Annotated in this window: 28 protein-coding genes and 3 tRNA genes; 19 read left to right on the top strand and 12 right to left on the bottom strand. The window is 61.3% G+C overall.

All coding sequences use genetic code 11. The features are described 5' to 3' along the window. Positions 1-64: 64 nt before the first annotated feature. On the bottom strand, positions 65-520 hold the full coding sequence (locus tag AC25M7_RS22215; RefSeq protein ID WP_486971476.1) for a hypothetical protein: 456 nt from the start codon (positions 518-520) through the stop codon (positions 65-67). Positions 521-593: 73 nt separating this feature from the next. Between AC25M7_RS22215 and AC25M7_RS22210 the strand changes: the two genes are divergently transcribed. Both AC25M7_RS22210 and AC25M7_RS22205 read left to right on the top strand, forming a co-directional pair. After that, a tRNA-Leu gene (locus tag AC25M7_RS22210) sits at positions 594-678 on the top strand. 500 nt (positions 679-1,178) lie between these two features. Continuing rightward, positions 1,179-1,592 carry a DoxX family protein gene (locus AC25M7_RS22205; protein WP_028692439.1) on the top strand — a complete coding sequence of 138 codons (414 nt, stop codon included), beginning with the start codon at positions 1,179-1,181 and terminating at the stop codon, positions 1,590-1,592. A 17-nt stretch (positions 1,593-1,609) separates the two neighbouring features. On the opposite strand, the gene AC25M7_RS22200 is transcribed toward AC25M7_RS22205, so the two are convergent. Next, a complete protein-coding gene (locus AC25M7_RS22200; RefSeq protein WP_486971475.1) occupies positions 1,610-1,798 on the bottom strand; it encodes a hypothetical protein in 189 nt (62 codons plus the stop codon). A gap of 238 nt (positions 1,799-2,036) precedes the next feature. On the opposite strand from AC25M7_RS22200, the gene AC25M7_RS22195 reads away from it, so the two are divergent. Both AC25M7_RS22195 and AC25M7_RS22190 read left to right on the top strand, forming a co-directional pair. Beyond that, positions 2,037-2,711 (top strand): polysaccharide lyase family 7 protein, encoded by a 675-nt coding sequence (locus AC25M7_RS22195; RefSeq protein ID WP_207852484.1) that lies wholly within the window; start codon positions 2,037-2,039, stop codon positions 2,709-2,711. Positions 2,712-2,855: 144 nt separating this feature from the next. Continuing rightward, a complete protein-coding gene (locus AC25M7_RS22190) occupies positions 2,856-3,287 on the top strand; it encodes a hypothetical protein (RefSeq protein WP_062361166.1) in 432 nt (143 codons plus the stop codon). Between the two features lie 233 nt (positions 3,288-3,520). Here the strand turns inward: AC25M7_RS22190 and AC25M7_RS22185 are convergent, their stop codons facing one another. Then, on the bottom strand, positions 3,521-3,946 hold the full coding sequence (locus AC25M7_RS22185) for an anti-virulence regulator CigR family protein (RefSeq protein ID WP_028692443.1): 426 nt from the start codon (positions 3,944-3,946) through the stop codon (positions 3,521-3,523). A gap of 184 nt (positions 3,947-4,130) precedes the next feature. Here AC25M7_RS22185 and AC25M7_RS22180 point away from each other — a divergent pair, with 184 nt between their 5' ends. Both AC25M7_RS22180 and AC25M7_RS22175 read left to right on the top strand, forming a co-directional pair. Continuing rightward, positions 4,131-4,487, top strand: coding sequence for a hypothetical protein (locus AC25M7_RS22180; RefSeq protein ID WP_028692444.1), 357 nt, complete (start codon positions 4,131-4,133; stop codon positions 4,485-4,487). Positions 4,488-4,823: 336 nt separating this feature from the next. Beyond that, positions 4,824-5,543 carry a DUF4377 domain-containing protein gene (locus AC25M7_RS22175; protein ID WP_486971474.1) on the top strand — a complete coding sequence of 240 codons (720 nt, stop codon included), beginning with the start codon at positions 4,824-4,826 and terminating at the stop codon, positions 5,541-5,543. A 66-nt stretch (positions 5,544-5,609) separates the two neighbouring features. Here the strand turns inward: AC25M7_RS22175 and AC25M7_RS22170 are convergent, their stop codons facing one another. Together AC25M7_RS22170 and AC25M7_RS22165 are read right to left on the bottom strand one after the other, a co-directional pair. Continuing rightward, on the bottom strand, positions 5,610-6,002 hold the full coding sequence (locus tag AC25M7_RS22170; RefSeq protein WP_028692446.1) for a nuclear transport factor 2 family protein: 393 nt from the start codon (positions 6,000-6,002) through the stop codon (positions 5,610-5,612). Continuing rightward, positions 5,999-6,502, bottom strand: a complete 504-nt coding sequence (locus AC25M7_RS22165; protein WP_486971473.1) for a DsbA family protein — start codon at positions 6,500-6,502, stop codon at positions 5,999-6,001. Before AC25M7_RS22165 ends, AC25M7_RS22170 begins: the two co-directional genes overlap by 4 nt. Positions 6,503-6,760: 258 nt before the next feature. Between AC25M7_RS22165 and AC25M7_RS22160 the strand changes: the two genes are divergently transcribed. Together AC25M7_RS22160 and AC25M7_RS22155 are read left to right on the top strand one after the other, a co-directional pair. Then, positions 6,761-7,657, top strand: coding sequence for a LysR family transcriptional regulator (locus AC25M7_RS22160; RefSeq protein ID WP_062361159.1), 897 nt, complete (start codon positions 6,761-6,763; stop codon positions 7,655-7,657). Between the two features lie 88 nt (positions 7,658-7,745). After that, positions 7,746-7,952: a DUF6434 domain-containing protein gene (locus tag AC25M7_RS22155; protein WP_486971472.1), complete on the top strand. Its 207-nt coding sequence runs from the start codon at positions 7,746-7,748 to the stop codon at positions 7,950-7,952. Positions 7,953-8,021: 69 nt separating this feature from the next. Here the strand turns inward: AC25M7_RS22155 and AC25M7_RS22150 are convergent, their stop codons facing one another. The 3 genes from AC25M7_RS22150 to sohB all read right to left on the bottom strand — a co-directional run bounded on the left by AC25M7_RS22150 (position 8,022) and on the right by sohB (position 9,633). Further along, a complete protein-coding gene (locus tag AC25M7_RS22150) occupies positions 8,022-8,237 on the bottom strand; it encodes a hypothetical protein (protein ID WP_028692450.1) in 216 nt (71 codons plus the stop codon). 161 nt (positions 8,238-8,398) lie between these two features. Next, positions 8,399-8,472 (bottom strand) — tRNA-Cys (locus AC25M7_RS22145). Positions 8,473-8,616: 144 nt separating this feature from the next. After that, complete coding sequence (gene sohB / locus AC25M7_RS22140; RefSeq protein WP_028692451.1) at positions 8,617-9,633, bottom strand: protease SohB; 1,017 nt, start codon at positions 9,631-9,633, stop codon at positions 8,617-8,619. A 199-nt stretch (positions 9,634-9,832) separates the two neighbouring features. Between sohB and AC25M7_RS22135 the strand changes: the two genes are divergently transcribed. The 4 genes from AC25M7_RS22135 to AC25M7_RS22120 all read left to right on the top strand — a co-directional run bounded on the left by AC25M7_RS22135 (position 9,833) and on the right by AC25M7_RS22120 (position 12,977). Then, a complete protein-coding gene (locus AC25M7_RS22135) occupies positions 9,833-10,546 on the top strand; it encodes a histidine phosphatase family protein (RefSeq protein WP_486971471.1) in 714 nt (237 codons plus the stop codon). 54 nt (positions 10,547-10,600) lie between these two features. Then, the gene (locus AC25M7_RS22130) at positions 10,601-10,918 is read left to right on the top strand and encodes an SCP2 sterol-binding domain-containing protein (protein WP_028692453.1); all 318 of its coding nucleotides are present in this window, start codon (positions 10,601-10,603) and stop codon (positions 10,916-10,918) included. Between the two features lie 196 nt (positions 10,919-11,114). Beyond that, a complete protein-coding gene (locus AC25M7_RS22125; protein ID WP_028692454.1) occupies positions 11,115-12,182 on the top strand; it encodes a phosphotransferase family protein in 1,068 nt (355 codons plus the stop codon). Positions 12,183-12,209: 27 nt separating this feature from the next. Continuing rightward, the gene (locus tag AC25M7_RS22120) at positions 12,210-12,977 is read left to right on the top strand and encodes an SDR family oxidoreductase (protein WP_028692455.1); all 768 of its coding nucleotides are present in this window, start codon (positions 12,210-12,212) and stop codon (positions 12,975-12,977) included. 55 nt (positions 12,978-13,032) lie between these two features. On the opposite strand, the gene AC25M7_RS22115 is transcribed toward AC25M7_RS22120, so the two are convergent. Then, the gene (locus AC25M7_RS22115; RefSeq protein ID WP_028692456.1) at positions 13,033-13,854 is read right to left on the bottom strand and encodes a class I SAM-dependent methyltransferase; all 822 of its coding nucleotides are present in this window, start codon (positions 13,852-13,854) and stop codon (positions 13,033-13,035) included. A 136-nt stretch (positions 13,855-13,990) separates the two neighbouring features. On the opposite strand from AC25M7_RS22115, the gene AC25M7_RS22110 reads away from it, so the two are divergent. After that, the gene (locus AC25M7_RS22110; protein WP_486971470.1) at positions 13,991-15,010 is read left to right on the top strand and encodes a PAS domain-containing protein; all 1,020 of its coding nucleotides are present in this window, start codon (positions 13,991-13,993) and stop codon (positions 15,008-15,010) included. A 56-nt stretch (positions 15,011-15,066) separates the two neighbouring features. Here the strand turns inward: AC25M7_RS22110 and AC25M7_RS22105 are convergent, their stop codons facing one another. From AC25M7_RS22105 to AC25M7_RS22095, 3 genes are all read right to left on the bottom strand, one after another. Further along, entirely contained in the window at positions 15,067-15,636 is a 570-nt protein-coding gene (locus AC25M7_RS22105; RefSeq protein WP_028692457.1) for an SPOR domain-containing protein, read from the bottom strand. A 155-nt stretch (positions 15,637-15,791) separates the two neighbouring features. Beyond that, positions 15,792-15,868, bottom strand: a tRNA-Val gene (locus AC25M7_RS22100). Between the two features lie 158 nt (positions 15,869-16,026). After that, positions 16,027-17,469: a SulP family inorganic anion transporter gene (locus AC25M7_RS22095; RefSeq protein ID WP_307944948.1), complete on the bottom strand. Its 1,443-nt coding sequence runs from the start codon at positions 17,467-17,469 to the stop codon at positions 16,027-16,029. Between the two features lie 142 nt (positions 17,470-17,611). Here AC25M7_RS22095 and AC25M7_RS22090 point away from each other — a divergent pair, with 142 nt between their 5' ends. From AC25M7_RS22090 to nuoC, 6 genes are all read left to right on the top strand, one after another. Beyond that, positions 17,612-18,376, top strand: coding sequence for a secretin N-terminal domain-containing protein (locus AC25M7_RS22090; protein ID WP_232108948.1), 765 nt, complete (start codon positions 17,612-17,614; stop codon positions 18,374-18,376). A gap of 494 nt (positions 18,377-18,870) precedes the next feature. Further along, positions 18,871-20,196: an isocitrate lyase gene (aceA, locus tag AC25M7_RS22085; protein WP_050706488.1), complete on the top strand. Its 1,326-nt coding sequence runs from the start codon at positions 18,871-18,873 to the stop codon at positions 20,194-20,196. A gap of 266 nt (positions 20,197-20,462) precedes the next feature. Continuing rightward, positions 20,463-21,125: a lysoplasmalogenase gene (locus tag AC25M7_RS22080; protein WP_088851789.1), complete on the top strand. Its 663-nt coding sequence runs from the start codon at positions 20,463-20,465 to the stop codon at positions 21,123-21,125. A gap of 381 nt (positions 21,126-21,506) precedes the next feature. Beyond that, the gene (locus tag AC25M7_RS22075) at positions 21,507-21,920 is read left to right on the top strand and encodes an NADH-quinone oxidoreductase subunit A (RefSeq protein WP_028692461.1); all 414 of its coding nucleotides are present in this window, start codon (positions 21,507-21,509) and stop codon (positions 21,918-21,920) included. Positions 21,921-21,929: 9 nt separating this feature from the next. Then, on the top strand, positions 21,930-22,607 hold the full coding sequence (locus AC25M7_RS22070) for a NuoB/complex I 20 kDa subunit family protein (protein WP_008096180.1): 678 nt from the start codon (positions 21,930-21,932) through the stop codon (positions 22,605-22,607). A 79-nt stretch (positions 22,608-22,686) separates the two neighbouring features. Further along, positions 22,687-24,468 carry an NADH-quinone oxidoreductase subunit C/D gene (nuoC, locus tag AC25M7_RS22065; protein WP_486971469.1) on the top strand — a complete coding sequence of 594 codons (1,782 nt, stop codon included), beginning with the start codon at positions 22,687-22,689 and terminating at the stop codon, positions 24,466-24,468. The last annotated feature ends 2 nt before the right edge of the window (positions 24,469-24,470 follow it).

The raw sequence follows: 24,470 nt of genomic DNA, 5'->3' as shown, positions 1-24,470 counted from the left end.
CGCTTCGATCTTGAATTCTTCGGGGTAACGCTGACGACTCATGGCACCTCCTATTTGGGCCTCATTATGAGGCTTGGAGGTGTCTACGAAACCAGGGGCTATTCACACCATACATTGGCCTGATGTAGTTATCGTAGGTTTTCGTATAATCGCCAATAGTGCTTTTAGCAAGTTTAGTTTTATTAGCAATCATCGATTCAAAGGCTTCATTAACAGTAATGCTTTCCCTCAGACTCTTTTTATGCTCCTCAACCAAAATCACATCCAGGTTAGCGTAGCTCTTTTCCGCAACCCCCCTGATAACTGGTAGTTTCGTAGACTTGTAGTCGAAGACGTCAATCTTGCGCCGCTGATCTTTGCCCTTGACCTTTCGGATGACATAAAAGGTTTTTCCACCGGCCTTAGTGACGCGTACAGCCAAACCTTTTGTATGAGTGTCATACACATAAATCTCAGACTTACCCTCAGGGCAAACCAGGTCTCTAAGCGCATCTTTAGTAAAATTGATCTTCAATGCCACGCCCACACTCCTTCCTGGCTCTAAACCGTTGATTTCCGCAAGATTTTCGTGTCTAATCGCCAGCTCACATCGCGCCCCGATGGTGAAATTGGTAGACACATCGCACTTAAAATGCGCCGCCGAAAGGTGTGCCGGTTCGAGTCCGGCTCGGGGCACCACTAAACACCCCTTCCGTCGCAAGACCCGGCCATCAGCGCCACATTCCTACTGATCTGTCTCTCGTGCCTAAGCTATGTGAGCCTTCACATGCCTTAAAGCTGACTAAAAAACGATCAATTCATTCAACTCGATAGCTTGGTAGCTTTTGGTAGCTGGCTTGGTAGCTGCGCCGGCAGCTCAACTCAGCACCCAACAGCCCTGCTCAGCTCTCACAAGCCCTCGGCAGCGGTGCAATACTCACCTCAAGACCTTGATTCTCAAAGCTTTTAAGCTCAAGTAAGCCGAGTTCAGCTCTCGTAAGCTCTCAACAGCTCTCGTAAGCGGAATGAGGGGCAGAATGACTTAAAATCTGTCGGCGTGAGCCTTGCCGGTTCGAGTCCCGCCACTCGCACCATCTTCTGTCGATCAAGGCGCCCTTGCGGCGCCTTTTTCATGCCCGCCGGAAAACCGCCACACAACTGCTAGAGTGGAACTTGTCCCTGTCCACTGGAACGCCGCCATGCGCTATAGCCTGCTCGACGGTCAACGCGACGTCATCCTGCTGCTCGCTCGCATCCTGCTGATGATCCTGTTCGTGCTCTCCGGCTGGAGCAAACTGAGCGGTTTCGAAGGCACGGTCGGCTACATGACCTCCCTGGGCGCGCCCGCGCCCATGCTGGCGGCGGCCGTCGCCGTGATCATGGAGCTGCTGGTCGGCATACTGCTGATCCTGGGCTTCTACACCCGCCCGCTGGCGTTGCTGTTCGCCCTGTTCGTGCTGGGTACCGCGCTGCTCGGGCACCCGTTCTGGAACATGGTCGAGCCCGAGCGCAGCGCCAACATGACCCAGTTCCTGAAGAACCTCGCCATCGTCGGCGGATTGCTGCTGCTGGCCCTCACCGGCGCCGGGCGCTTCTCCCTCGACCGTCGCTGAGCGTGACGGCGGCGACATCAATCGTCGCAGTCGTCGTGCCAGGCCGGGTGGTCGTCCTCATCGTCGAAGTCGTCGAGTGACTCTTCATCCTCTTCGACTTCATCCAGCGCCCCGTAAGCGTCGGCCTCAGGGTCGTAGTCTTCGTTGAATTCGGGATCGAGCAGGTGATCGTGCTCGGGTTCGGGCAGATCGTCTTCGTCGTGCATTGCAGGCTCCGGTAACAACGGCACGCCTGTATAGGCGCATCGGCGCGGGCGGTCAATGCTCGCGGCACTTAACCTCAGCTTAACCGACAAGGTGCAAGGTACAGGCTCTCCCTTCAAAAACGCACTTCGCCCGCCGCCCTGGCGGGCTTTTTTTGCCCGGACCTCCCTGGCTCACTGAACCCGACGCCGTTCAACTGCTCGCATAGGTGCAGGATCTTTTTATCCAGGAGGTTTCCGTATGGCCGTGAACATCGACACGCTGATCATCACCACACCGCTCGCCAAATCCGCTAGCGACCCTCTGGCCCTAGAGGTCACCGGGGCACAGGCCCTGGCCACCCTGCCACAGGTGGTCAGACGCCTGGACGATGGCGCGGTACGCATGACCGCGCCGACCAAGGGCGCGTCGAGCAAGAGCACACATCGCACTCGCTGCGAGTGGAAGGAAGCCACCTATTGGGCCATGAACAGTGCCAACCGACATTTCAGCCACCAGCGCATGGTGCTCGAGCAGGTCAACTCGGCGCAGAAGGTGGTGATCGCGCAGATGCATGTGAAAGACGACGACAGCCCGGCGATCAAGGTGTTCTGGAACAAGGGCAGGATCACCCTCGGCTTTCGCCGGGACTTCGATCAGGTGACGCCGATCAACAGCGAAGTCCTGGCCAATGTGCCCCTGCACACCCCCTTCGACATTACCCTGGAGGTTTCTGCAGCAGGGGCCGCGTTGGTTTCAGCCACCTGCAACGGCCGCACAGGCAGTACGGGGCTGCTGCAAATGGCCAAGACCTGGAACAGCCGCACCTTCAACTTCCACGGCGGAGTCTACAACCAGGTGGACTTCAGCGACCGCACAGCACCAGAGGATGCCTCGGTCTGTGTGATCAGCCAGCTCGAACTGCACCATCGATGATGAACAGACAACCAAGACGCGACTGCAGGGTCGCCCATTCATCTGAATGTAATATTTCGAGGCAAAGTGCCATCATGTCAGGTAGGATTCCACCGCCTCGCCCTGGATTGCGAGGTAATTCACTGAAATTCCAAGGAATCCGCAATGCCATTCGCTCGTCACCTGATCGCCGCCGCCCTTGTCGTCCTGACCACGGGGTGCGCCAGCGGCCTGAACTCCGTGCAGGAACAGGAGCTCGGCTACTACCGTGCGCAAAACCTCGAGGTCAGAGAAAAGAGCCCGGGCGCTGCTGCGGCACTCGGCCTGCTGCCAGGCGGCGGCTCGTTCTATGGCCGGGCCTATGGTTATGGCGTTGCCAACCTGCTGCTGTGGCCGCTCTCGATTCTCTGGGACCCGGTCAGTGGCTACAGCGCCGCCGAGTCGATCAACTACCAGGCCACCCGTGCCCATGTCTCGCGCATGAAGAAAAGCCAGATGGATACGCTCGACAACAAGCTGATCGCGGAAGAGATCGATCCGAGGCAGTACGCGATGGAGAAGCGCAAGATCGAGGAAAAATTCAGTAACGGTTACTGAGCCCCTTCCAGCATGACCTTCACGAAATTCTGACATCTGCGTAGGCAGACTGACCTGGCTTCGATACGTTCTGTTCAACCCGCCTCTTTAGGCGGGTTTTCTTTTTTGGGCGCTCCGATCACGAGAAAGCCACGGCAATTGACAACATTTTCACGTCTGCCGTGCCAAGGTAGTGACTCATCCGTGAAACACTTGGCCCGCCCTCCCCAGCGGGCCTTTTCTTTGCCTGCGCGCTAGTCGAAAGCACCGTTGAGTACTTCGTAGATCACCCCCGTGGCGACTGCCACCAGAATCAGGTCGACACCCGCCTGCATCCATTCGTAACCGTCATAACGCGGCAGTTGGCCCAGCAGCCGGCCATCGAGCTTCTTTGCAATGCCAGGGGGCAGAGGCTTGCCACGCGCCAGGTTCTTCTGGATACCCGGAGGAAGCGCTGGCCCAGGACTCCAGTAGTCACGGTGCCCCCCCAGGATACCGAGCACATCGCCACGGTCGATCACGGGGCCGCCATGACCACCATCGTGCTTGCCCGCCCCCGGGTTGCCATGGTTCTGCTGGGATTTCCCCTTGCCATTCCCCGGGTCGGCGAAGGATATGCAGGGCGCCAGTACCAGTGCGATGGATGTCAATGTGGCAATGACGGTGCGGTATTTGCTCATTGCTGCTTGCCTCTGCAGATTGGGGTCTGTGCAATCCTAGCCCACGACAACGACAAGAAGCTTTCTCATACCCCTACTTGAGCGATCAGGCATATCAACACCACGGCGGATGCGCACTCTCCCGTTGCGACTTGGTAAAGTGGCATACGGCCGGTATTGAAGGACCATAGGTCAAAGGAACGACATGCTGAAACTGCTCACCGACATCGCCTTTCTGTGCGCTGGACTGTTGGTACTGATCGCCCTCTTCTGGGCATGCACCTACGAGCGCAATCGCTGGCGCGCAGCCTTAGAGGCAGACTTCACGGCCAGGCTGGGCAGTTTGGATATCGACGGCTACGAACTGATGGTCGATAAAGTCACGCTACCAACCCCCCATAGAGCTGCCGATGTTTACCGGATCTTCCACGACCTGCAGGGCAACTATTTTCTTTACATCAAGAACGGCTATGCAGCAGGGGCACTCACGCCCTTGGCCAGGGAGCGTGCGCTGCAGGCCGCGAAAATGAGTGGATATCCCTGCAAAGGCCCGCAGGTCTAGAGGGCGCTGGCTTTCCTGCAAAATCCGGCAACACTTGCAGGCCACCCCGTTGATGAAACTCAATGGAATCGATGCTGTCCCATTGCCATCGGTTACTGCCGAGGCCGTCCGATAGCGCTCACAGGCGTGGCAAGGTCCACATCGCGAAGCGATCCTGAAACGGTCTCGATATCCCAGTTTACCGGCGCGCGCATCCCGCCTGTCGAGGATGCCGCCCCCCACTTTTCAAGGCTGAAAGAGCGAACCATGAAACAGAATATTCTCCTCGTTGCCGTCTGCGCCGCCCTGCTCCAGGCGTGCGCTCCGGCTTCCACTTCCCATGAAGGGACGCCTTCCATGCCTGCTACTGCCGCCTCTCCCGCAACCCAGCCCAAACTCTCGGCCTACTACTGGAACTTGGTCGCTGCCAACGATGCGTCGGGCAAGGCCATCGCCGCCATGGCGCCTGGCATCGAGGGCAAGCTGCGCCTGAACTTCGCCGAGCGTAACCTGAACATCAATGGCGGCTGCAACAACCAGTTCGGCGGCTATTCCTACAAGGACGGCGTATTGAAGGTGCAATCACTGGCCTCGACCCTGAAGGCCTGCGATAAGCCCCTGATGGAGTTGGACGCCCAGGTCGGGCGCCTGTTCAAGGGCGACCTGCGCACCACCTTCTCCGACGATGCCGGGGAGCCGGTGCTGCAACTGACCACCCAGGACGGTTCGGTGCTGAAATTCCAGGGTGAAGCCATCCCAGAGACCCGCTATGGCAGCAAGGGCGAGATCAAGTTCCTGGAAGTGGCCGCCAAGACCGTCAAGTGCAGCCACCCGCTGATCCCCAACTACCAGTGCCTGCAAGTGCGCGAGCGTCGCTATGACGACGCCGGCCTGCAACTGGCGACCCAGGACAGCTGGCACCCGCTGTACCAATCCATCGAAGGCTACGAGCACCGCGACGGCGTGCGCACCGTGCTGCGCGTGAAGCAATACGAATGGAAGAACCCGCCGGCCGACGCCTCGTCGCAGGTCTATGTGCTTGACCTGGTGGTCGAGCAGGACGCTTCGGGCAAGTAATTGCCTGTCGGCGCAGGCCGCTCTGCGGCGGCCTGCGCCTTAAGCCAACGGCGACCGTGAAACGGCTCAGGTGAGCGCCGCGTTGACCTGCGCACTGTCGACGTATTGCTCCATGCTGACAATTTTGCCGTTCGTCAAACGGTACAGATGGGCAAAGGTTGCGGTCATCGCTTTCCCGGTCTTGCGATAGGTACCTGAGTAAACGCCAAAGGCGGCAACTCGGTCGTCCTCGGCCACATAGGTATGCACCTTGGCCTGGTAGCCATCCCATTCGGTGGCCAGGCGATGGAACACACCCTCCATGATCGCCTGGGGGCCGACATAGGTACCGGCATAAGGAAAGCCGGCCGCCTCGGTCCAGGTCACGTCCGCAGCCAACGCCGCCAGCAGATTCTGGCCATTCTGTTCGGCTGAGCCTTCGTACGAGGCTCGGATGATGTCCAGGTTGCCCTTGCTCATGATTTTACCCCCGCGTTCAGCTCGCGAATGAAGGCCCGTGGATCTGAAAAGATAGCGCTGCCAGGCAACAACTGCAGGGCATCGTCCGCTTGTTGCAGAACGAATGTCGGTACGCCTTGGCCGCCCACACGACGCAGCAAGGCACGCCCCTGCCCCACACGATCGTCGTTGACCTGCAGCAAGGCCGAATCCGGGCGCGTCAGGCGCTCGGCGGCGGTATCCAAGCCCAGGTTTGCCAGGACAGCGGTCAACGTCTCCACTCGAGTCACGTCCAGGCCATCGACATAGCGCGCCGCCTGGATCGCCTTGAGCGCTTCGAACTCGCGCTCAGGCGCTGTCAGGTTCACTGCACTGAGCGCCAGGGTAGATGGGCCGCTGTCGAACGCCTGAAGACGGTCGGCGAGTACATGGTCGCGATAGCGTTCACTGAAGACTTGCCCGGTCAGGCGTTCGATACGCTGGTCGTTGCTCCAGGCATAGGCCGCAAAGTCGTCATCCATGACGCGCGCACCGCTACCGGAAAACAGCCCCGTCGGTATCAGGCGCAACGCAAGGCCAGTGGACTCGAGGACCTGAGGCAGCGGTCCAGCTGCGCCGTAGCACCAGCCGCACAGTGGATCGAAGAGGTAAACCAGAGTCCTGCTCATAGTAGATCGCCTTAAATGGAATGCCTCAAATCCTACCGCGCAGGCATTGACATTTAAATATATACGAAATAAACACACCGTATGCTATAAACATACATTGAGGATCTATCAATGACCGGCGCTTCTAGCCTGAACAGGCTTGCGTACTTCACCGCAGTGGTCGAGACCGGCTCCTTCACCGCCGCTGCCGAACGCCTCGGCATCACCAAGGCCGTGGTCAGTCAGCAGGTAGCGCGGCTGGAAAGCGACTGTCGCACCACACTGCTGGTGCGCAGCACGCGAAAAGTCCGCACCACCGAGGCAGGCCAACAGTTCTACCACCGCTGTGCTCTGATCCTCAAAGAGGCGGAAGAGGCTTTCGAAGAATTGTCCGAGGCCGCCAGTGAGCCGACGGGCACCCTACGCCTGACCGCCCCTTTCGATTACGGCATCGGTGTCGTGGTGCCGGCCATCACCGCATTCTCGCAGCGATATCCGCAGTGCAAGGTCGAGGCCCATTTCAGCGACCAAACCCTGGATCTGGGCGCCAACGATCTGGACCTTTCCATTCGCGTTGGCTGGATTACCGAGCAACATCTGCAGGCCCGACGAATCGGCCAGTTTGCGCAACGATTGGTGGCCGCCCCTCAGTGGCAAGCGCGGGTAGGCAAACTGCAGACCCCAGCGGAGCTGGCCGAGTTGCCGATCGTGGCGAACCTGGCGCTGCGAGAACCAACCCGCTGGGTATTTGCCAAGGACACCTCACAGCGCGAAACGGTTGAGATGAGAGCCAGCCTGTCGCTCAACGCCACCTTGGCAGTGCGCGAAGCCACGCTGCTCGGGGCCGGGCTATCGGTCCTTCCGGACTATGTGGCGGAACCTGACCTGCAAGCAGGCCGGCTGATCGAGGTGCTGCCGCAATGGTCGCTACCCCGAGGCGAGATCCATGCAGTCTTTCCAACGGCTCGCTTTCGACCGGTCAAGGTGCGGGCGTTTGTCGAGCTTCTGGCAAGCCGCCTGGCTCAATGAGACGGCACTGACCATCAGGTGAGCGCACGCCCGCACAGCCGCAGACAGTGCTACGCTCCGAGGATCATGGCCATCCAAGGGAATGAAGATGAGCTTCGACTGGCACGCTGGGCCGATCACCCGCACCACCCCGCTGGACAGGCACTACCGGAATACGCAGAAGGTCCGACAGTTCCTGGTTAGTGAATGTGGCGAGGCCTTCAAGTTCAACCGTACCTTCATGGCCTGGATCAAGAGCGCTGCGCCTGCCACCATGGGGGACGTCGCGGATGAGTGGCTGCGCAGACGCGGCTGATCAAGGCGGTTCGCTGTCCAACGTTGGCCGCCCTTGCTACCACCCAAGACCACTACCCAGTAGCTGCCTTCAGGATTGGCCCTTTTTAGCGTGGAACGGCGCGAAGGTCATACCGAAGAACCAGCCGCCAATCATTGCCAGCCAGATCGATTTGTATCCCTCTACGTTGTAGGCGCACCAATAGTTGATCGCCGTAATCACAACGAAAATCGAGAAAAACTGCTTGCGGGAGTACCTGCTCAGGTAACGGGTGGCGGCTGCGTCCAGCTCTTTGAGCTTCTTCATTGCGTTTCATCCTTGAATAACCAGTAGAAGATCACCGCGGATTTACTGGTGGTCACACACTTTCCTTAGTGTCCCACGATTTGTCCCAGATAGTGGGACGACGAATAATTCGCAGGCATTAAAAAACCCCGCAGACCTGCGGTCTGCGGGGTTTCGAATAGTGGAGGCCGAGGTCGGAATCGAACCGGCGTAGACGGATTTGCAATCCGGAGCATAACCACTTTGCTACTCGGCCTCAAAGTCGGAGCCAGCTTTCGCTATCCCCTTGAAACCGCTGGGCTTTTTCAAGTCAGCTGCGTTTCGATGGACGCCATTATGTCGGCATTCGATGGACCTTGCAACCCCCTTGAAGAAAAAAATCTTCAAGGGGTTCAAGGTGTTAGCGCAGACGCCCGAGTTTGCTCCACAAGCCTACCAGGGTGTTCTCCACCGCCCCACTGGCGGCCACGCCGATGCGCTCCTGCAGGCTCTTGCGCTCGGCGAAGCGCAGGTGGAACACATTGGCCTCGCGGGCGCTGCGGCTCAGGTACTCGTCACTGGTGCCCAGCTCATCGACCAACTGGCGATTGAGCGCGGCGATGCCGAGCCAGACCTCGCCGGTCGCCACTTCGTCTATATGAAGCTGCGGACGGTAGCGGGCAACGAAGTCCTTGAACAGCTGGTGGGTAATGTCCAGGTCTTCCTGGAACTTCTCCCGGCCCTTGTCGGTATTCTCGCCGAACACGGTCAGGGTGCGTTTGTACTCACCGGCGGTGAGCACTTCGAAATCGATGTCGTGCTTCTTCAGCAGCCGGTTGACGTTGGGCATCTGCGCCACCACGCCGATCGAGCCCAGCACCGCGAACGGTGCACTGACGATCTTCTCGCCGATGCAGGCCATCATGTAGCCGCCGCTGGCGGCGACTTTGTCGATGCAGATGGTCAGCGGGATGCCGGCCTCGCGGATACGCGCCAGCTGCGAGGAAGCCAGACCGTAGCTGTGCACCATACCGCCGCCGCTCTCCAGACGCAGCACCACCTCGTCACGCGGGGTGGCCAGTGTCAGCAGCGCGGTGATCTCGTTGCGCAGGCTCTCGGTGGCAGAGGCCTTGATGTCACCGTCGAAGTCGAGGACGAACACCCGGCGCTTGTCCTCGGGCTTTTTCTTCTGCTGTTTTTCCGCCTTGGCCTGCTGCTTGCGCAGGGCCTTGAGCTGGGTCTTGTCGAGCAGGCCCGATTCCAGGCGCTCGCGCAGCTCCTTGTAGAACTCGTTGAGACGGGTGACCTGCAACTGCCCGCCCGGCTTGCGCCGCCCTTTGCCACGCAGGCCGGCGATGGCCGACAGCACCACCAGGATGGCGATCACCAGGGTGGCGGTTTTGGCGAGAAAGCTTGCGTATTCGGCAAGAAACTCCACATTGACTCCTTGATAAACCAGCGCCGCAACGGCGCGAACTGGATGCAAGCATACCGGGGCGCCAGAGCCGCTGCCAGCCGGTGAAAATGCTGGCAACACAGTTCAAACGACCTTTTCAAACGCTTGTATGTTTTTTCGTTGACAGCCCGCCTGGGGCAACCTAACCTCGCAACAACCTCCAACCGGGCCGGACTTCAACGTGGGCAATCTCTACCTGATCCGACATGGCCAAGCCTCCTTCGGTGCCGCTGACTACGACGTGCTCTCGCCGGTCGGTGAGCGTCAGAGCCGGGCACTGGGCGAGCACCTCGCTCAGCTGGGCGTGCGCCTGGACCGTTGCCTGGCCGGCACCCTGCGTCGCCAGCAGGACACCGCCCGCCTGGCCCTCGACGCGCTGCAGGCACATGGCGAGGCAGTCCCGACCATTGAGACCGACGCGGCCTTCAACGAGTTCGACGCCGACGGCGTGATCCGTGCCCTGCTCCCTGCCCTGCTGCCCGAAGAGCCCGAGGCCCTGCATGTACTGCGCAATGGCGCCCAGCACAGCGGCGAGTTCCAACGTCTGTTCGCCCTGATGGTGCAGCGCTGGCACGACGGCGAGCATGCCCACGATGAACACCTGGAAACCTGGCAGGCCTTCACCGGCCGGGTCGGCGATGGTCTGCGACGGCTGCTCGACAGCGCCGCCAGCGGCGACAACATCGCCCTGTTCACCTCCGGCGGCACCATCGCTGCCCTGCTTCACCTGGTGAGCGGAATCACGCCGGCTCAGGCGTTCACCCTGAACTGGCAGATCATCAACACGTCGCTCAGCCACCTGAAATTCCGGGGCCGCGACGTCACCCTGGCTTCCTTCAACAGCCAAGCCCATGTGCGGCTGTTGCGGTTGCCGGAGCTCGTCACCTACCGATGAGCCCGGTCTGTTGTGTCCTTGCGGACGCGAATATCACTTAACAAGGAATACACCATGAGCGATGTAGCTAAAGCCGTCGAGGCGATGAAGGCAAAATTCAACCCATCCGCTGCCGCCGGCCTGGACCTGGTGTTCGGCTTCAACATCACCGATGAAGACAAGCACTACGCCCTGCTGGTCAAGGATGGCACCTGCGAGATCCAGGAAGGCGAGAATGCCGACGCCAACTGCACCCTGGTGATGGACAGCGAGACCCTCAAGGGCATCGTCAGCGGTGAAACCGACGGCATGCAAGCCTTCATGGGTGGCAAGCTGCGCGTCGAAGGCGACATGATGCTGTCGATGAAGCTCAGCGAGCTGTTCCCATCCTGATCGGCGCGGCGAATCGCCAATGAAAAACCGAAGCCTGACGGGCTTCGGTTTTTTTTCGCCCGCCGCTAGGCCCATCCATCAGGGCGATTGATCGTCCGGCAACACCCAGGCCAATAAACGTCTGGCACGCTTGTACCAGCTTTGACGGGAAATTAGATTAGCCAATAGTCCTTGCTACCGATCATAAGGAAATCGCATGACGCTCACCGACCAGTCCACCCAGGTACGCCCCGGCGAAGAACTCGACGCGGCCGTCATCGATCCGTACCTGAAGGATCACATTCCCGACCTCGACGGCACGCCGAGCATCAGCCAGTTCCCCGGCGGCGCCTCCAACCTGACCTACCTGGTCAGCTACCCGGATCGTGAATTCGTGCTGCGTCGCCCACCGTTCGGTCACAAGGCCAAGTCGGCCCACGACATGGGCCGTGAGTTTCGCATCCTCAACCAGCTCAACGCCGGCTTCCCCTATTGCCCCAAGGCCTACGTGCACTGCACCAACGAATCGCTGATCGGCGGCGAGTTCTATGTAATGGAACGGGTCAACGGCATCATCCTGCGTTCGGACATCCCTGCCGAACTGGACCTGGATGCTGGCCGCACCGAAGCCTTGTGCAAGAGCTTCATCGATCGCCTGGTCGAGCTGCACCAGGTCGACTACCAGGCCTGCGGCCTGGCTGACCTGGGCAAGCCGGAAGGCTATGTGCAGCGCCAGATCGAAGGCTGGGCCAGCCGCTATGAAAAAGCCCTGACGCCCGACGCGCCGCGCTGGGAGCAGGTGATCGCCTGGCTGCGCGAGAAGATGCCCACCGACCATCCGCGCCCGGGCATCGTGCACAACGACTACCGCTTCGACAACGTCATCCTCGACAGCGCCAATCCGATGCGCATCATCGGCGTGCTGGACTGGGAGATGGCCACCATCGGCGACCCGCTGATGGACCTGGGCAACAGCCTGGCCTACTGGATCGAGGCGGGCGACCCGGCGCCGGTGCAACTGATGCGCCGCCAGCCGAGCAACGCCCCCGGCATGCTCACTCGCCAGCAGTTCGTCGACTATTACGCCGAGCGCGCCGGCATCCGCATCGACAACTTCGACTTCTATTATTGCTACGGCCTGTTCCGCCTGGCCGGCATCGTCCAGCAGATCTACTACCGCTTCTTCCACGGCCAGACCCAGGACAAGCGCTTCGCCCAGTTCATCCACATGAACCGGCTGCTGGAGCAGATGAGCCTGCAACTGATCGGCAAATCCAGCCTGTAACTTCGGCAGACAACAAGGAATATGCGCATGTCCAAGACCCACCTGTTCGACCTCGACGGCAAGATCGCCTTCGTTTCCGGCGCCAGCCGCGGCATCGGCGAAGCCATCGCCCACCTGCTGGCCCAGCAAGGTGCCCATGTGATCGTTTCCAGCCGCAAGCTCGACGGCTGTCAGCAGGTGGCCGAGGCGATCGTCGCCGCCGGCGGCAAGGCCACCGCGATGGCCTGTCACATTGGCGAGATGGAGCAGATCCAGCAGGTGTTCGCCGCCATCCGCGAACAGTTCGGCCGCCTCGACATCCTGGTCAACAACGCCGCCACCAACCCGCAGTTCTGCAACGTCCTGGACACCGACCTGGGGGCGTTCCAGAAGACCGTCGACGTCAATATCCGCGGTTACTTCTTCATGTCGGTGGAAGCCGGCAAGCTGATGCGCGAGCACGGCGGCGGCAGCATTATCAACGTGGCCTCGATCAATGGCGTCTCGCCCGGATTGTTCCAGGGCATCTACTCGGTGACCAAGGCGGCGGTGATCAACATGACCAAGGTCTTCGCCAAGGAGTGCGCGCAGTTCGGCATCCGCTGCAACGCCCTGCTGCCGGGGCTGACCGACACCAAGTTCGCCTCGGCGCTGGTGAAGAACGACAGCATCCGCAACGCCGCGCTGCAGCAGATCCCGCTCAAGCGCGTGGCCGACCCGAGCGAGATGGCAGGCGCGGTGCTGTACCTGGCCAGTGATGCCTCCAGCTATACCACCGGCACCGCGCTCAATGTCGACGGTGGATTCCTGTCCTGATCCGGATTCATGCACGCGCCTAAGGGGTGGTGACGCATGCCATAGGTCCGCGCGCCTACCCCTTCACCGCCTGCAGCGTATAGCTCAGCGGCAACCGCCACGGCGCCTCGTTCAGGCGCCACTCGCCGTCATCGCCCAGCGTCATCTGCCCCGGCAGCGCTTCCCAGGGAATGCTCTGGTGCTCTTCCAGGCCGGTAATGCGCAGGCCATTGTTCAGCAACGCGGTGATCACCTCGCCCAAGCCATGGTTCCACTCATGAGTTTCGGTCTGGGTCAGGGCCTGGTCGGTCTCGACGTAGGTCTCGTCGCTGTGCCACACCGTCGGCGCCTCGCGCTCGAAGTACGGATACTCCAGTTGCAGGCGGTCCTGATGGTCCTCGTTCACGGCCATCAGCATCGGGTGGCCGTCGCGCAGGAACAGCCGCCCGCCCGGCTTGAGCAAAGCCGCCACGGTCTGCGCCCAGCGCTCGATGCACGGCAGCCAGCACAGCGCGCCGATGCCGGTGTAGACCAGGTCGAATGCCTCAGCAGGCAGTACCTGCGCGGCCTGATAGACGTCCGATTCGACATACCCGATGCCCGCACCACAGCGCTCGGCCAGTTGGCGCGCCTGAGCCAGGGAGGCCGCGGAGAAGTCCAGGCCGCAGACCTCGGCGCCCAGGCGCGCCAGCGACAGGGTGTCGGTACCGATATGGCATTGCAGGTGCACGGCGCGCAGGCCGTGGATATCGCCCAGACGCGGCAGGTCGAAACGCACCACCTCGGACAGATGCCCGGGCTCGGCGACGAAGCGCTCGACTTCGTAGTCCCCGGAGGCGGCGTGCAGGGGCGCGCGCTCGTCCCAGCTGGCGCGGTTGAGTTCCAGTGATCGGCTCATTGCGGTGCTTCCCTGTCCTGAGTGAGTCAGGCGCCACGTTAACCGGCCCCGACATGCCCGGCAACCACCCCGTCAACCTCAAGTTGACAGCTCGGGTATACTGCCCCCTTCGTGCCCGCCCAAGGATCCAGCGCCCATGACCGAAAACAGCTTCGCCTTTCGCCTCAAGGAACTGCTCGAACACCACAAGCTGACCCTGCAAGCCGTGGGCACGGCGCTGGGAATCTCGCGCACCGCGGTGCACAAGTGGACCCGCGGCGGCGAGATCGACTACGACAACCTGCGCCGCCTGGCCGACCTGCTCAAGGTCAACTGGATCTGGCTGCGCTACGGCGAGGAGGCCCTGCACAGCGTGCAGCAGGCCGAGGTGGTCGAGCTGCCGATGACCGACGTGCGCCGCCGCTACACCGCCGAGATCATGGAAAGCGAGACGCGCATGAAGCTGGCCCAGGAGGGCGCGCGCATCGTCACCTGGGAATGGAACCTGGTCACCGACGAAGTGACCTACTCGCCCAACGTCGAGGCGGTGTATGGCTGGCCGTTGCGTCGTAACGAGGACTTCTGGGAACACATCCATGTCGATGACGCCCAGCACATGCAGGGCATGTATGCCCAGGCGGTGGCCAACGGCACCGGCTGCGAATGCGATTTTCGCATCACCCGCCCCGACGGCGGCCAGCGCTGGATCGCCTCGCGCGCCACGGTATTGCGCGACAGTGTCGGGCGCCCGGTGAAAATGGTCGGCATCAGCATGGACAACACCGAGCGCAAGGTGGCCGAAGAGGAGCTGCGCCAGAGCGAAGCGCGTTTTCGCACCATCTTCGAACTGGCCTGGGGCGCGCTGGCCTACATCGACCCAGATGGCAGCTGGCAGCGGGTCAACGGCAGTTTTTGCGAGCTGCTGGGGTACAGTGAAGACGAACTGTACGGCACGACCTTCCAGCAGATCACCCACCCCGACGACCTGCCGGACAACCTGGCGCTACTGAGGCGCATGCTGGCCGGCGAGATCGACCGTTACGAGGTGCAGAAACGCGTGCGCCACAAGGACGGGCACTATATCTGGGTGCGGGCGCGCACCTCGCTGGAACGCCGAGCAGATGGGCAACCGCAGCATCTGATCAGCGTGTTCGAGTACATCAGCACTGATCGCTAGCCGTTGAAGCGGTCCGCACCGCAACCTGGGCAACACCTCCAGGCCACGGTCGACAATCAGCGTTGGACGCCGTGCTGGATGACGATCGAGTCAGTGCCCAGCTTGGCCATCACTTCGGCCTTGCGCGCATCGGCATCGGCCTTGGCCGGGAACGGCCCCATCAGCACCACCGGCTTGCCCTCGCGGTATTCGACCCAGGACGGAATGCCCTTCTCGATCAGGCGCGCGGTCATGTCGGTCAGGGCGCCCATGTTCGGCCCCTGGATCACCTCCACGTCCCAGCCCTCCGGCGCCGGCTGGTCGGCCAGAGCCTCGGCGCGACGCTGCAGGTCGGCGCCCCCGCAGACTTCACGAATGCGCAGGTTGTTGCCGGTCTCGTCGATGAGGATTTCGTATTGCCCATCATGCTTGATCGCCACGTAGCTGCGATACGCTTCGTACTGCCCGGCGTCGTCCTTGCCACGCACCTGGCCGCAGATAGAGCCCTGGGTGTCGAAGCGCACGTTGGCGAACTTGGCCGTCTTGGGGTTGTTCAGGTGTTCGGCCACCTGTTTGTGTACGCCTTCGACCTCGTTGTTACAGCCCGCCAGGGCCAACACCGCCATTACCACCGCCAGTTTGCGCACGCCTGTACCTCCAGATTCGAAGGGGCGGATTCTAACATGAGCAGACAGCTCGGCCGCAGGGATGAGGCGAAGGTGGAAGGTTGCAGCGTATGTCGGCAACGGTGGAACGGCACAAAGCAAAAAGGGCGATCCTTACGGATCGCCCTCTTCAGGTTTGGTAGGCACAATTGGACTCGAACCAACGACCCCCACCATGTCAAGGTGGTGCTCTAACCAACTGAGCTATGTGCCTGTCGTGTGGGGCGCATATTAGTCATCGATCGTGCGTCTGTAAAGCGGTTTTTTCAAAAAAATCAAAAACTTTGCGAATCAGCTTAACGCGACCTCTGCTTGGACGCGCAGTGCCCAGGCCCAAGACCCTCTACAACAATCCTGCTCGCCAGCACACACTCAGTGCTGCTCCCCCGCACGCCTGAGCAGCTTCCTGCAACGCTCCGACAAGTGCACCACCCGCAACTGCTTGCCTGCCTTGGCATACCGCTCGCGCAAGGTCTTCAGCGCCGCCACCGCAGAATAATCAACAAAGCTCAGGTGCTGGCAGTCCAGGGTGACCCTGGCCGGATCATTGGCCGGATCGAACTGGTTGAGAAACGGCGTGGTCGAGGCGAAGAACAGCGTGCCATGGACCTGGTAATGCTTGCTGCCCTCGCCGTCCACATGACTGTCGGCATACAACTCCCGCGCATGCTGCCAGGCGAAGTTGATCGCGGCGATGACGATGCCGAACAATACCGCCGTGGCCAGGTCAGTGAACACCGTGACCACGGTCACGGCGATAATCGCCAGCACATCACTTACCGGCACCTTGTGCAGCACCCGCAGGGAGGCCCAGGCGAAGGTCTGCTGGGCCACCACGAACATCACCCCCACCAGCGCCGCCAGCGGAATGCGCTCGATCAGCGGCGACAGGAACAGGATGAACAGCAGGATCATCACCCCGGCCACCACGCCCGACAGGCGCCCACGGCCATTGGAACTGAGGTTGATCACGGTCTGGCCGATCATCGCGCAGCCGCCCATGCCACCGCACAGGCCCGAGACCATGTTGGCCGCGCCCAGCGCCACACACTCGCGGTCCGGATAGCCGCGGCTCTCGGTGATCTCGTCGGTGAGGTTGAGGGTCAGCAGGGTTTCCAGCAGGCCGACCATGGCCATCAGCACTGCATAGGGAGCAATGATCTTGAGGGTTTCCAGATTCCATGGCACCTGCGGCAGGGCCAGGATCGGCAGGCCGCCGGCGATGTGCGCCATGTCGCCGAGGGTACGGGTCGGCAGGCCGAGCAGATAGACCAGCAGACCGACACCGAGGATCGCGACCAACGCCGGTGGCACCGTACGAGTCAGCTTTGGCAGGACGTAGACCACCAGCATGGTCAGCGCCACCAAGCCGATCATCAGGTACAGCGGCGTCCCGCCAAGCCAGTGCTCGCCGTCCTTGAAGTGCTCCAGCTGGGCCAGGGCGATGACGATGGCCAGGCCGTTGACGAAGCCGAGCATCACCGGGTAAGGCACCAGTCGCACCAGCTTGCCCAGGCGCAGCGCGCCGAACAGGATCATCACCACACCGCCGAGCAGCACCGTGGCCAGCAGATACTGGGCGCCGTGCTGCACCACCAGGGCGACGATCACCACCGCCATGGAGCCGGCGGCGCCGGAGATCATGCCGGGACGACCGCCGAACAAGGCGGTCAGGGTACAGATAATGAAGGCACCATACAGCCCCATGAGCGGGTTGAGGTGTGCCACCAGGGCAAAGGCGATGCACTCCGGCACCAAGGCGAACGAAGTGGTGAGGCCGGCGAGCAGGTCGGCGCGTAGTCGGGCGGGTTTCATGGAGGTCCTGTAGACAACCTCAAGCTCCCACGCTGTGGAGACTTGAGTAATGAGCCTGAAAATCGAGGGCGCGATGTTACGGATTTTGTCTGACAGCAGCCACCGCCAATCCGCACGGCAAGTTGCACGCAAATTTGCCATCATGTCCATTCCACCCGCGGAGATCATGGACATGCCGCTACGCCCCCTGCTCGCCTCCCTGCTGCTGGCCGCCAGCCTCACCGCCCAGGCCGCCACCGAGGTCATCCCCCTGCAACACCGCAGCAGCGCCGAACTGCTGCCCGCCGCCCAGTCGTTCCTGGGCAAGGACGGCAGCGTCAGCACCTTCGAGGACAAGCTGATCGTCAACGCCAGCCAGGAACGCATCGACGATCTGCGCGCCCTGCTGCAACAGCTCGACACCGCGCCCAAGCGCCTGCTGATCAGCGTCGACAACAACGACAGCAACTTCCAGGACAACCACGGCAACGCCCGCGTGATCCGCTACGGCACAGCCAATCGCGAAGGCGGCATGCAGCAGGTGCAGGCCAGCGACGGGCAGCCGGCACTGATCCAGGTGGGCCAGAGCATTCCCGTCACCAGCACCGCCACCGATGGTTACGGGCGCCTCCAGAGCAACACCGAATACCGCAATGTCACCCAAGGCTTCTACGTCACGCCACGCCTGAGCGGCGACACGGTTCGTCTGCAAATCAGCACCAATAATGATCGAATGAGCCAGGAGCGTGCCGATGTAGTGAAAGTGCAAAGCACCGACACAACCGTCACCGGCAAGCTCGGCGAGTGGATCAACCTGGCCGGGTTCAACCAGCAGAGCCAATCCGAACGCAGCGCTTCAAGCCTCAGTTACAGCACCCAGCGCGGTGAAAACATGACTCTGCGCGTCAAAGTCGACCTTCTCGACTGAACCCAGGCAATTCAAGGCCTCGACCAAAGGCCTTGAAACTGACCGCCAAGTCGCATTAGACCAAAGATGTAGTAAGCCTAAAAAAGCACTACAAAACATTTGACAGGCTCTTTTCGCCAAGGGCATGATGGCCTCGCTCCCGCTAATCAGAGGCCCTGGCAAGGGTCTTCGAGGTGCGCTCCTCCCACCGTGGAGGCACCTCGTGTCCATACGGCCCACAAGGCGGTTCGACGGGATTGCGACTGCAACGAAGAAGTTGTCCCGAGGGACGGAAGCGCATCACCGCAGTTCTGGCAATCGCGTCGCACCGCAGCAAGGCAACCACGAGCCGACCTGCAGGGCACACCTTCGCCTGGCCGCACACCCCTTCCCCCTTCGAGCCTTCTGCGTTAGCCGCCGCACGCCCCCGGACAGGACAGCCGCCTGGCTTCTGATCCGCGTATCCGAGCATCAGCACAATTACACTCAAGATCGATGCGACGAGGTTTATTTCCATGGCACTGACACGCGAACAGCAAATTGCAGCCCTCGAGAAAGACTGGGCCGAAAACCCGCGCTGGAAAGGCGTGACCCGTACCTACACCGCCGCTGATGTCGTTCGCCTGCGTGGCTCGCTGCAGCCAGAGCACACCTTTGCTCGCCAAGGCGCAGAAAAACTGTGGAAGCTGGTCACCGAAGGTGCCCACCCATCCTTCCGCCCAGAAAAAGATTTCGTCAACTGCATGGGCGCCCTGACCGGTGGCCAGGCAGTGCAGCAGGTAAAAGCTGGCATCCAGGCCATCTACCTGTCCGGCTGGCAAGTTGCCGCCGACAACAACTCGGCCGAGTCGATGTACCCCGACCAGTCGCTGTACCCGGTCGACTCGGTACCAACCGTAGTCAAGCGCATCAACAACGCCTTCCGCCGCGCCGACCAGATCCAGTGGAAAGCCGGCAAGAACCCGGGCGACGATGGCTACATCGACTACTTCGCACCGATCGTGGCTGACGCCGAAGCCGGTTTCGGCGGCGTGCTGAACGCCTACGAGCTGATGAAGAACATGATTGAAGCGGGCGCCGCCGGCGTGCACTTCGAAGACCAGCTGGCCTCGGTGAAAAAATGCGGCCACATGGGCGGCAAGGTCCTGGTGCCGACCCAGGAAGCCGTGCAGAAGCTGGTTGCAGCGCGTCTGGCCGCCGACGTCTCGGGTGTGCCGACCATCATCCTGGCCCGTACCGACGCCAACGCCGCCGACCTGCTGACCAGCGACTGCGACCCGTACGACCAGCCGTTCGTGATCGGCGAGCGTACACGTGAAGGCTTCTACAAGGTGCGCGCCGGCCTCGACCAAGCCATCGCCCGCGGCCTGGCCTACGCCCCGTACGCCGACCTGATCTGGTGTGAAACCGCCAAGCCGGACCTGGAAGAAGCCCGTCGCTTCGCCGAGGCGATCAAGAAGGAATACCCGGACCAGATCCTGTCGTACAACTGCTCGCCTTCCTTCAACTGGAAGAAGAACCTGGACGACGCCACCATCGCCAAGTTCCAGCGCGAGCTGTCGGCCATGGGCTACAAGCACCAGTTCATCACCCTGGCCGGCATCCACAACATGTGGCACGGCATGTTCAACCTGGCGCACGACTACGCCCGCAACGACATGACCGCCTACGTGAAGCTGCAGGAGCAGGAATTCGCCGACGCGAGCAAAGGCTACACCTTCGTGGCGCACCAGCAGGAAGTCGGTACCGGCTACTTCGACGACATGACCACCGTGATCCAGGGTGGCGCCTCGTCGGTGACCGCACTGACCGGTTCGACCGAGGAAGAGCAGTTCCACTGAGTGCAGTGAGCTGTTGAGCAAGGCCCGGGATTCGCGAGGATTCCGGGCCTTCTTCATTGTTTTCAGGCCAAACGCCCCCCTGTAGGAGCGGCCTTGTGTCGCGAAAGGGCCGCAAAGCGGCCCCGGCGATCTTTGCGTCAACGCTGAAACCCTGGGGCCGCTCCGCGCCCCTTTCGCGACACAAGGCAGCTCCTACAGGGACCGCATTACCAGCAAAACCCAGGATCAGGTCTAAGCTTGTGGCTACCCCACAGCAAGGACTGCCCATGCCCCGCCCTGGCCACCTGCTCACCCTCGCCGTCGCAGCCGCCGCCGTCTATCTATATGCGCTGACCAGCGACAACGCCCTGCTCGGCCTGCTGGTCAAACCCATTCCGGTGCTCGCCCTGATTGCCTGGCTGAGCACCACCCCCGTCACACCCTATCGTCGCTGGATCATCGTCGGCCTGGCCTTCTCAGTGCTTGGCGACATACTCCTGGCCATTCCCCGTGACCTGTTCGTGTTCGGCCTCGCGGCGTTTCTTTGCGCCCACCTGGCCTACCTGCGCGGCTATTGCAGCCTCACATGGCGCCCGGCCTACCCGGCCCTGGCCTTCGCCGTGCTGATCGGCGGTTCGCTGTTCGGCCTGCTCGCCGGCCATGGCCTGGGTCCACTGCTGATCCCGGTGGTACTCTACGCCCTGACCATCGGCGCCATGCTCTGGCGCGCCCTGGCCTGTGGTGGCCTGGCCGCGCTGGGCGCCTGCGCCTTCGTGTTCTCCGACGGCCTGATCGGCATCGACCGCTTCGTCAGCCCGTTCGCCGCCGCCGAGTACCTGATCATCCTCTTCTACTGGCTCGGCCAGTGGCTGATCGCCGCGTCGGTCAGCCGCGACGCAAGCGACAAAGTATTGATCCAGAGCGGTACGCGCAGCGCCGGAAGCTGCTAGAACGAGAGTTTTTCGCATTTGCAAGAGGGGCGCTCGGCAGATGAACTTTGCAAGGGTCAGAACAGCAAAAACATTACAGGCCAGATCAAATGATATTAATTATCATTACGCAACTAGCCCGTCATTACGCGGGGCAAGAAACATAATTAACAAATCCGCGCCCAATGCCCGAAACTCAAGGGTTTCAGCCAGTTACGAAAGATTTTTGTTCTTAAACCTACGAATAAATTTGCAACGGAAATTTTACTTGCACTGGGTTTACCCATAAAATCAGCGCGATTGATTCAGCTGCGACATTTGGTCACTGCGTCTGCGACACCACGTCGCCGCTCTACTTTATTTCAGACTGCAGAGCTGGGTCTCTGTATAAGGATTTCTAGCATGTCCGATTCGGCAGGACTCATCGCCCACAACTGGGGCTTTGCCATCTTCCTCCTGGGTGTCGTCGGCCTGTGTGCCTTCATGCTCGGCCTGTCCAGCCTGCTCGGTAGCAAGGCCTGGGGTCGCGCCAAGAACGAACCCTTCGAATCCGGCATGCTGCCCGTCGGCAGCGCCCGCCTGCGCCTGTCCGCCAAATTCTATCTGGTCGCGATGCTGTTCGTGATCTTCGATATCGAAGCCCTCTTCCTGTATGCATGGTCTGTGTCCGTCCGCGAAAGCGGCTGGACCGGATTCGTCGAAGCTCTCATTTTCATAGCAATTCTGTTGGCAGGTCTTGTCTACCTATGGCGCGTCGGGGCGCTCGATTGGGCTCCCGAAGGTCGCCGCAAGCGGCAAGCGAAGCTGAAACAATGAGGCTTTGGCATGCAATACAATCTCACCAGAATCGATCCGGACGCACCCAACGAGCAGTATCCGGTCGGTGAGCGGGAAACCGTCACCGATCAACTGCTGGAAGACCAGGTCCACAAGAACATCTACATGGGGAAACTCGAAGATGTGCTGCGTGGCGCGGTCAACTGGGGTCGCAAGAACTCCCTCTGGCCGTATAACTTCGGCCTTTCCTGCTGCTACGTGGAAATGACCACGGCCTTCACGGCACCCCACGACATCGCCCGCTTCGGCGCCGAAGTCATCCGGGCCTCGCCGCGCCAGGCCGACTTCATGGTCATCGCCGGTACCTGCTTCGTCAAAATGGCGCCGATCATCCAGCGCCTGTACGAGCAGATGCTCGAGCCCAAGTGGGTCATCTCCATGGGTTCGTGCGCCAACTCCGGCGGCATGTACGACATCTACTCGGTCGTTCAGGGGGTCGACAAGTTCCTCCCCGTGGACGTCTATGTGCCTGGCTGCCCGCCGCGCCCCGAGGCATTCCTGCAAGGCTTGATGCTGCTGCAGGAGTCGATCGGCCAAGAACGACGCCCGCTTTCCTGGGTGGTTGGTGATCAAGGCATCTACCGTGCCGAGATGCCCGCCCAGAAAGACTTGCGTCGCGAACAGCGCATTGCGGTAACCAACCTGCGCAGCCCCGACGAAGTCTGATCCAGCGACCTGCCGCCCGCTCCCGAAGGAGCCGGCGGCCTGGCTTCATTCTTAACGCTGACCCAAAGCGACCGAGACCATGACAGCGGACAACGCTATTTATATTCCGCCCTACAAGGCTGACGACCAGGATGTGGTCGTCGAACTGCACAACCGTTTTGGCGCCGACGCGTTCGTCGCCCAGGAAACCCGCACCGGCATGCCGGTACTGTGGGTAAAACGTGCCCAGCTCAAGGAAGTGCTCAGCTTCCTGCGCGGCGTCGCCAAGCCGTACAGCATGCTGTACGACCTGCACGCCGTCGACGAGCGCCTGCGCACCCAGCGCCGTGGCCTGCCCGCCGCCGATTTCAGCGTGTTCTACCACCTGCTGTCGGTCGAGCGTAACAGCGACGTGATGATCAAGGTGTCGCTCAGCGAGGGCGACCTGAACCTGCCGACCGTGACCGGCATCTGGCCGAACGCCAACTGGTACGAGCGCGAAGTCTGGGACATGTTCGGCATCGATTTTGCCGGCCACCCGCACCTGAGCCGCATCATGATGCCGCCGACCTGGGAAGGCCACCCGCTGCGTAAGGACTACCCGGCCCGCGCCACCGAGTTCGACCCCTACAGCCTGACCCTGGCCAAGCAGCAGCTTGAAGAGGAATCGGCGCGCTTCAACCCCGAAGCCTGGGGCATGAAGCGTCACGGCGCCAACGAGGACTACATGTTCCTCAACCTCGGCCCGAACCACCCTTCGGCCCACGGTGCCTTCCGCATCGTCCTGCAACTGGACGGCGAAGAGATCGTCGACTGCGTACCGGACATCGGCTACCACCACCGTGGTGCCGAGAAGATGGCCGAGCGTCAGTCCTGGCATAGCTTCATCCCCTACACCGACCGAATCGACTACCTCGGCGGGGTGATGAACAACCTGCCGTACGTACTGGCGGTGGAAAAGCTGGCCGGCATCAAGGTGCCGCAGAAAGTCGACGTGATTCGCATCATGCTCGCCGAATTCTTCCGTATCACCAGCCACCTGCTGTTCCTGGGTACCTACATCCAGGACGTCGGCGCCATGACCCCGGTGTTCTTCACCTTCACCGACCGCCAGCGCGCCTACACCGTGATCGAGGCGATCACCGGTTTCCGCCTGCACCCGGCCTGGTACCGCATCGGTGGTGTCGCCCACGACCTGCCGCGCGGCTGGGACAAGCTGGTCAAGGACTTCGTCGAATGGCTGCCCAAGCGCCTCGACGAGTACGAGAAGGCCGCGCTCAAGAACAGCATCCTCAAGGGTCGTACCATCGGCGTCGCCGCGTACAACACCAAGGAAGCCCTGGAATGGGGTACCACCGGTGCCGGCCTGCGAGCCACCGGCTGCGACTTCGACCTGCGCAAGGCGCGCCCCTACTCCGGCTACGAGAACTTCGAGTTCGAAGTGCCGCTGGCCCACAACGGCGATGCCTACGATCGCTGCATGGTCCGCGTCGAGGAGATGCGCCAGAGTATCCGCATCATCGACCAGTGCCTGCGCAACATGCCGGAAGGCCCGTACAAGGCGGACCATCCGCTGACCACGCCGCCGCCGAAAGAGCGCACCCTGCAGCACATCGAGACCCTGATCACCCACTTCTTGCAAGTCTCGTGGGGCCCGGTCATGCCGGCCAACGAGTCGTTCCAGATGATCGAGGCGACCAAGGGCATCAACAGTTATTACCTGACGAGCGACGGCGGCACCATGAGCTACCGCACCCGGATCCGTACCCCGAGCTACCCGCACCTGCAGCAGATCCCTTCGGTGATCAAAGGCAGCATGGTCGCGGACCTGATCGCGTACCTGGGCAGTATCGACTTCGTTATGGCTGACGTGGACCGCTAAGC

This window comes from Pseudomonas sp. P106(2024), assembly GCF_057480815.1.
Note: the sequence above shows the minus strand (reverse complement) of the source record. Positions and strands in the feature narration are given on the sequence as shown.